Source organism: Vibrio nigripulchritudo ATCC 27043 (assembly GCF_000222685.1).
Taxonomy (GTDB): domain Bacteria; phylum Pseudomonadota; class Gammaproteobacteria; order Enterobacterales; family Vibrionaceae; genus Vibrio; species Vibrio nigripulchritudo.
On the sequence record NZ_AFWJ01000104.1, the window covers coordinates 1 to 7,328 of the forward strand.

A 7,328-nucleotide genomic window follows, 5' to 3' on the forward strand; every position below is an offset into this window, starting at 1 on the left:
ATGGATGTGTGGTCTGGATTTTATGAGCGAATCGGTAATTTCCGCGAAATCCGCTATTTCGATATCGAGGGCAAACTTACAGGTTTGGTTAGCCGGGCAATGACAGCGCCATGTGGCAAGATTCGTATCCCGATTAATGAGTCATCAGATGATAAATCCCAAATCGAAGAGTTCCTGAAGGAATACAACGGGGAAGGGATTCAGCATATTGCCTTAACGACAGACGACATTTACAAAACCGTTCAGACACTTCGCGATCGCGGAATGGACTTTATGCCAACTCCAGATACTTACTATGAAAAAGTAGACGAACGTGTTGAGGGGCATGGAGAAGACGTTAGCCATTTGCGCGACTTGCAAATCCTGATCGACGGCGCGCCAATGAAAGACGGTATTTTACTGCAAATCTTCACGCAGACCGTTATCGGACCGGTGTTTTTCGAAATTATTCAACGTAAAGGAAACGAAGGATTTGGTGAGGGTAACTTCAAAGCTCTGTTTGAATCCATCGAAGAAGACCAGATCAGACGCGGTGTACTGCAAAACGTGTAGCTAAAAACACAATAACTCAGAAATTCGAAAAGCTGCATAATGCAGCTTTTCGAATTCATACTATTCAAACAAAGCCAGCAGGTTTTTGTCTTTGTAGATCCGGCTCTTACCGTGCTTTTTAGCCATATAGAGATTTTCATCCAGCACCGACCACATTCCGGTATCGAAGTTGTCTCTTGTAACTAAACCGCCACTTACAGTGACAAAAATACTTTTCTCATTGTGGCAGACAGGATGAATCGAGACACACCTTAAAATTGACTCAGCGGCGCTCTTTACTGATCCAGAATACGCAAGCAACTCTCTTGATAGTGCGACGACAAATTCTTCTCCACCGACACGATAGACGTATTGCTCTCCACAAAATTTCTGTAGTCGTTTGGTCAGCTCGATTAACACTTGATCGCCACCATCATGACCATGTCTGTCATTGATTTGCTTGAAGTTATCTATGTCAAAGCTCACTACGGCAGGTACATCAACCTCATTTTTCTGAATCTCGCTAAGGTGGCAATCCAGAGCACGTCGGTTTAGTGCTCCTGTCAGAAAATCGAAGTGTGCCAGCTTTTTCCAGTCTTTCTGATAACTGGTGCGTTTGCTTTCGTACGTGAAGCATACCGATGCTGTCAGCAGGTAGGAAAGAACAAAGTTAACCACGGATATCTGTATCTCAGGTTCCCAGATAAACATGAGTGCAATGATTTTGATGACCAGATACAGCAGCGAATAGGTGACACCTTCGTTCTTGTCCAAAAGGAAGAAAAATATCGCAGGCAAACAGATGGACCACTGAAATACACCTTCGTTTATGGGCTTGGTTATGATGGAGAGTAAAATCACCGCACAAAGAATCAAAATGTGTGTGCGAATTAATGATCTCTTGGTCTGAAAACGATCAAATATCCTCCAGGTAACAAGCGCAGTAAACGTGTATGTCAGTTGAATAAGCGCCAATGCCATATCCCCAAGATAGTAATTCAGCGCAGCTAATGGAATGGCAACAAGTCCCAGAAAGATGGAAAGCTTCAGGAACACGCGCTCTCTCAGGTTATCAAGATCGTTAGCTTGCTTCACGACTTGCCTCCAAATCATCAAGTACTCCGCTTATTTCCTGAGGTTTATGTACGGCGTATCCCTGACCGTAGTGAACTCCAAGCTTTTCTAGTATTTCGCGCTGAAGTCTATTTTCAATAAACTCTGCAACCACCTTTGCGCCGTTGATTTCTGCAAGTTCTACAATCGACTCAATCATTTTTTGTTGGAATTTTGAGTGCTCAACATGCTGAACCAGAGAACCGTCAATCTTAATGAAATCGAACACGTCATTAGAGAGAGTGGCGTAGCTGGAAAAACCCGAGCCAAAGTCATCAAGAGCAATCTTCAACTGAGACTTTCGGAGTTCTTGCAGGATGGAAGAAAAACTCGTGTCCATGGCGTAAAAATCCTGTTCTGTCAGCTCCAGACACATGCGAGAACGGACAGAGTGGGGTAATGTTTTTAGAAACCTGACGAGCTCGTGGTCGAGCAAAGATTTAGGTGTGACGTTAACGGCGAGTTCCAAACGTTCATGTTGAGTCAGATAAGAAGCTGCCTTGGACAAAATGGTTTTATCAAGTAGTTGCTCGAGACCATGCAGTGTCACCACTTTCAAAACTTGACCAGCTGGAATCACCTGTTGGTTCTGACCTTCGTAGTGTAAGCGGCAAAGTACTTCAAACTTGTTTGTATTGGCTTTTTCAGAAAGAGGAAATATTCGTTGCGAATACAGCCGTAGAGCATTGGAAAGAATGAGAGACTTTGCTTCTTGCTTTCTTTCTGGAAGTGAGTAAAGCATGAAATGATCGTTGTCATTCCAGTCTTTAAACATGGCATCTTGCTCGACAGCATTTAAGCAACACAACTGAGCTTTGAACATGCTTGTCTGACAAGAATCAGACGGTTGGGTCTCGTAGCGACCAAAGCAGATATCAACTTTAATGTCCGTTGAATATGTCAGGTTGCTCTTAACTAAATCAATTATGCGGCTGGACGAGGTTTGAGATGTAATCAGTAAAAAGCTAGAAGACTTAACCCTGTAGAGTTGCCCCTGATTCACTCTTGCAACATTCTTAAGCTCCCTAGAGAGCTTGATTAATATGTGATTACCGCTGGCACGACCCAGTTGTCGGTTGATTGAGTCAATGTTTTTGATGGTAATGAAATAGAGGAACTGCTTCTCATCAAAGACTGCTTTGTCTTTCAATATTTCAACATCTGGCAAGCCTGTGAGCGGATCTTTGTTGGATTTGCGAAGGATAAGTCCGTAGTCATTGAAATTAACCACTCGCATATCCGCCAGTTCATAGATACAAAGCGTGATGATTAATACGTGGAACAGATAAAATATCGCCTGCAACAGGAAAAGGTACTTGGTTACTTCGCTATTGCGGTAAGTGGCAATGGCTATCAGTACCGATACCGCAAAACACGCCGCATACATGTTGATAATAAAAGGCTTATATCGCGTATCTTTGTGGGTGATTAGGTGATAGAACACCAACGCACCACCCGCCATGTTGATGATTAAATTCGGTTCACTCGCTTTAAGTACATTCAACGCGACAACTTGAGCAGCAATGAATCCGACCATGATGACGATGTGAGTCGGGTTAAGCCTGCTGTTTTCCTTGCAATACACCGTCAGAAAGAATGCAAAAACAGAGACGATGTAGCAGGAATACCAAAAATCGTTACTTAACCATTCTACATTTTGAATCCCTTTTTCTGTAACGTGACTCAAAGGCAAAAAGCCGTAGCCGTATAGATAAAAGAGGGTAAGTGCTGCCATATAGACAATGCATGACACTGAAGATATTTTACTTTCATGCCATTTAAATCGTGCGTAAAAGACAGATAAAACGGCAAAGACTGTCATCAAGGCAACAACAAAAACGTCTCTCGTGATGAGTTGACCAAGCAGATGTGCGTTGTTGACTAAAATTGGGTTAAACAGGGCATATTGTTCGTTGGGCGTTTTCAGGTAAATACGATCATATGAAAAGGGCTTATCCAGTTGAATGGCTCGAAAGCCTTTGAAGTCTTCTGTCAGCAAGAGTCGTTGATCTTCGAAAAAGAAAAGTTGACCGTTACTGAGAGTCCGATTCACCAGGTATAGCGAATAATGTTGTCTTTCTTGTTCGGAAATTTCTATGGAAAACCAACAGCTTTCCATTAGCCTGGGAGTACAGTGTCCGTTCTTGCTCCAGCCATCTGAAAAGCTGGGTATGGCAATAGAACTTGTGCTTGAAAAGCTTATCTTGTCTTTTGCAAGTAGCTGATTCTCCAGATTAAATTGTGAGAAAACAGTCAAGGTGCAAAAAGTAAATAACAAAGAAACCAACAAGGTGGGCATTGCAACATTTCCATCAGAGCCAACTGGCGCAGAATTATAGATACAACTGTTATTAAGTTGGGAAACCTTGTTATACAAAACCGTGGATTTGGTTAGGAATCTTGAAAGGGGCTACCAGGACAGCTTAACCTGGTAGCGAGTGCGCAAGCGAAGGCACTAAACTGTTGCGGTGATCCGGCTTAGATTCTCATTGATAAAATAATTTGCAATAAACTCATGCCACTCTTCAAAAGGTCTTGAGAAAAGCAAATAAGCTTGCCCTCTGAACGGGTCAATCTGGTCTATAAGGTATCGGTTTTTCTTATCACCTCCACTGACTTTACTTCTCAGAAGGGAACGGTCATGAAGTAGAACTAACATGTCATCATGAGTAAGTATGGGAATATTTCCGCTTCTTAAATTAAATATAAAGCCTATAAAATTTTTGTGACCTTGCTTAGGATATATAATCATTGTGTTTTTTATTCCTTTAATAAAACCAACTTGATTACGAAACAAAATATTACAATTAGTAAGTTATATGCATCACTATAAATATAAAATCGAATTTAGCTTCGAATAGATTCCCAACTTTTCTTCCAACAGAGTAATTTATCTAAAGGTTTCGGTTTGCTGATCAAATATCCTTGAATTAAAATTTTCTGGTAATGGTCTTTCAAAAACTCAAATTCATCGGATTTTTCAACACCTTCTGCGACAAGAGAAATTTTTTGGCACTGAGCGAGTTCATACAAACTATTCACCACAGTTTGTGAAAAAGTATCTCGATGAATATCCTTTATAAGAGAGCGATCAATTTTTACTTCTGAAAAAGGCAACTTCTTGAGCTGTTTGAAGTTCGTAAATCCAGTCCCGAAATCGTCTAAGGAAACGCGAAATCCTCGAATTCTTAAGCGATTCAGTGTCTCTAGCTGTACCAAGCTCGACAAAGCATGTTCTTCAGTTATTTCGAACGTGATTTCCTTTGGGTCAATATCATAGCTACTCACAATTTCCGCTAGCTTTATGTGCAGCCGGGTTTCTTCGAGTTGCTGCGGGCTAAGATTAAAGCTTAGATTAGTTTGCTTCTCTTTCGCCTGAACCTCGCTTAGGGCTGTGTTCATCAATTCATAAAATAACTCGTTGATGAGTCCGTACTTCATGGCAGAGGGGATAAACTGCCAGGGTAGCAAGATGCGTGACTTTTTATGCTCTACTCTGGCCAGGACCTCGTAGCCAGAGATACCGCTATCCGATATATTGATTTTGGGTTGATAAAAAGCTCGAATCTGTCGGTTACTGATAGCTGATATCAAATCGTCTCTGGGAATGCACGCCTGGTTTGCGAACTCCTTTTCTTCTCGCAGGGAAACTCTTTCTAAAAGTCGTTTTAACTCTTCTGACAACGCTGGCTTTCGTATGCTTCCAAGCAGAAACACCCGGTGTCTTCTTGCTATCTCAACAGCTAAGTTGATGACTTTGTGGTCCGCATCGGAGATTATGGCAACACCTCCCTTATAACCAATTTTCCCCAACATTTTAATGACTTGCATTCCATCGTAATTTGGCATATTTAAGTCGGTCAAAACGACTGAAAATCTTGTAGGATCGTCTGAAACCATCTTAAAAGCAAAAGAAGGGGAGGTTGACGTTGTCACATTTTTATATCCGATTTCATTTAGCATGCTCTGTATTAAATATAGGGAGCTTTTAGAGTCGTCAATAATAAAAATTCTCATTCCCTTTGCCATTTCAATATCTCCACTTTAATGGCTTGTATATTTATATGTATTATTTACAGTCCGTTGTTCTTTTATTTAATGGTATATCTCACGTTATATTTGTAAGTAAATATTTCTAATCTGAATTCCCCTTAATTAACTATTTAATAGTGTTTCTATTTGCTTAGATGTTATTTGATTAAAATCATATTTGGTATTTAACAAAGAAACTAACCACTCTAATTGTGGGTAAAGCATCAAAAGCCAAATAATTGCGGAGTCTTTCTTGATATTTGATCTGATAAGTTTTATGTGACAGTTTTGTTGCATTTAAACGGGTGTGAATTCTGTATAAAGTAAGGGGAAATGTATATGAAAAATGAACGGATTAGGAAGGCGAGGAGAGGTATAACAGAAACAACAAAGCCCGCTGAATAAGCGGGCTTTGTTTAAATTTGGTGGGTCCGGGCGAACTCGAATCGCCGACCCCTACCATGTCAAGGTAGTACTCTAACCAACTGAGCTACGGACCCAAATTTTGTGCTCCAAGTAAAAGGAATGGTGCGTCCGAGTGAACTCGAATCACCGACCCCCACCATGTCAAGGTGGTGCTCTAACCAACTGAGCTACGGACGCATTCCCTTGGAACGAGGAGGATATTAACCACTGCGGGCGAGGGGTGCAAGTGGAAATTTGAGGTTTTTGAACTGGTTGGCGTCTTTGTGATCACCTTGGTTATAAATTCGACCAAATTAGTCTCTGAGTTTCTAAACAATGGATGTTTGAGGCTTTTAACCAGATAAATTGAAAAAGTGACAACCGTCTGATCGCGTTGTAATCATTTCAAAGACTTAAGTAAATAGGTGAGAATAGATCGCATTTGATCAACTGATAATTCGCTCGGGGATTCGGATTCCGATAAATATAAATGACATTATTCAATCTAATGTCGTACCCAAAGGACTAGGGAAAGGAATGAAGAAAAGGATTTTAGCGTGCGTGATTATCGCTGCGCTGAGCGGAACGTCAGCAATTGCAGAACGAACTACCGAGCACTCACTGCTCCTGGCGAACGAATACAAATCGGAAGTCAATCTTGATGAATACTGGGTTTCGGAGAAACTCGACGGAATACGCGTGGTTTGGGATGGTGAAACACTTTACAGCCGCAAAGGTACAAAGATTCATGCTCCTGTTTGGTTTATTGAAAACCTGCCTCCCGTCATGATGGAGGGTGAACTTTGGGCTGGTCGAGGTAAATTTCACGTTGTTCAACAAACTGTGATGGACAAAACGCCATCTGACCGTGCGTGGCAGGACATTCAGTTCATGGTTTTTGACCTTCCACATTCTGCTGGTGATTACGCCAAACGCTATTACGACATTCAAAACTGGATTCAGGTGATCAACCAACATCATGTTCGCTATGTCGAACACCTGCCTGCAGGTAATTATTCCCAGCTAATGAGCATGCTCGACACCATTGACGGTAATTATGGCGAGGGTGTGATGTTGCGTAAAGTGAACCAAAGATATCGACCAGGTCGTTCTGATGACCTACTCAAACTTAAAAAGTATCAGGATGCAGAAGCCACAATCATCGGCTACAAACCGGGTGAAGGTAAGTACCACGGAATGCTTGGTTCTTACTTTGTAAGATGTGCTGACGGTAAGGAATTTTATAT

Annotated in this window: 7 protein-coding genes and 2 tRNA genes; 3 read left to right on the forward strand and 6 right to left on the reverse strand. The window is 41.5% G+C overall.

Annotated elements, in window-relative coordinates; translation table 11 throughout:
• A partial coding sequence (gene hppD, locus RH89_RS10250; protein ID WP_004401640.1) for a 4-hydroxyphenylpyruvate dioxygenase occupies positions 1-552 on the forward strand: 552 nt, incomplete at its 5' end.
• A 60-nt stretch (positions 553-612) separates the two neighbouring features.
• Here the strand turns inward: hppD and RH89_RS10255 are convergent.
• A complete protein-coding gene (locus RH89_RS10255) occupies positions 613-1,644 on the reverse strand; it encodes a GGDEF domain-containing protein (protein ID WP_080563993.1) in 1,032 nt (343 codons plus the stop codon).
• A complete protein-coding gene (locus RH89_RS10260; RefSeq protein ID WP_158091118.1) occupies positions 1,613-3,697 on the reverse strand; it encodes an EAL domain-containing protein in 2,085 nt (694 codons plus the stop codon). Before RH89_RS10260 ends, RH89_RS10255 begins: the two co-directional genes overlap by 32 nt.
• Positions 3,698-3,740: 43 nt before the next feature.
• Here RH89_RS10260 and RH89_RS30515 point away from each other — a divergent pair, with 43 nt between their 5' ends.
• Complete coding sequence (locus tag RH89_RS30515) at positions 3,741-3,869, forward strand: hypothetical protein (RefSeq protein ID WP_022591137.1); 129 nt, start codon at positions 3,741-3,743, stop codon at positions 3,867-3,869.
• 230 nt (positions 3,870-4,099) lie between these two features.
• Here the strand turns inward: RH89_RS30515 and RH89_RS10265 are convergent, their stop codons facing one another.
• The 4 genes from RH89_RS10265 to RH89_RS10280 form a co-directional block, all read right to left on the reverse strand.
• Positions 4,100-4,396: a hypothetical protein gene (locus RH89_RS10265; protein ID WP_004401643.1), complete on the reverse strand. Its 297-nt coding sequence runs from the start codon at positions 4,394-4,396 to the stop codon at positions 4,100-4,102.
• 95 nt (positions 4,397-4,491) lie between these two features.
• The gene (locus RH89_RS10270; protein ID WP_004401644.1) at positions 4,492-5,673 is read right to left on the reverse strand and encodes an EAL domain-containing response regulator; all 1,182 of its coding nucleotides are present in this window, start codon (positions 5,671-5,673) and stop codon (positions 4,492-4,494) included.
• 426 nt (positions 5,674-6,099) lie between these two features.
• Positions 6,100-6,176, reverse strand: a tRNA-Val gene (locus RH89_RS10275).
• A gap of 26 nt (positions 6,177-6,202) precedes the next feature.
• Positions 6,203-6,279: transfer RNA gene (locus RH89_RS10280), tRNA-Val, on the reverse strand.
• A gap of 339 nt (positions 6,280-6,618) precedes the next feature.
• Here RH89_RS10280 and RH89_RS10285 point away from each other — a divergent pair.
• A partial coding sequence (locus tag RH89_RS10285; protein WP_004401645.1) for a DNA ligase occupies positions 6,619-7,328 on the forward strand: 710 nt, incomplete at its 3' end.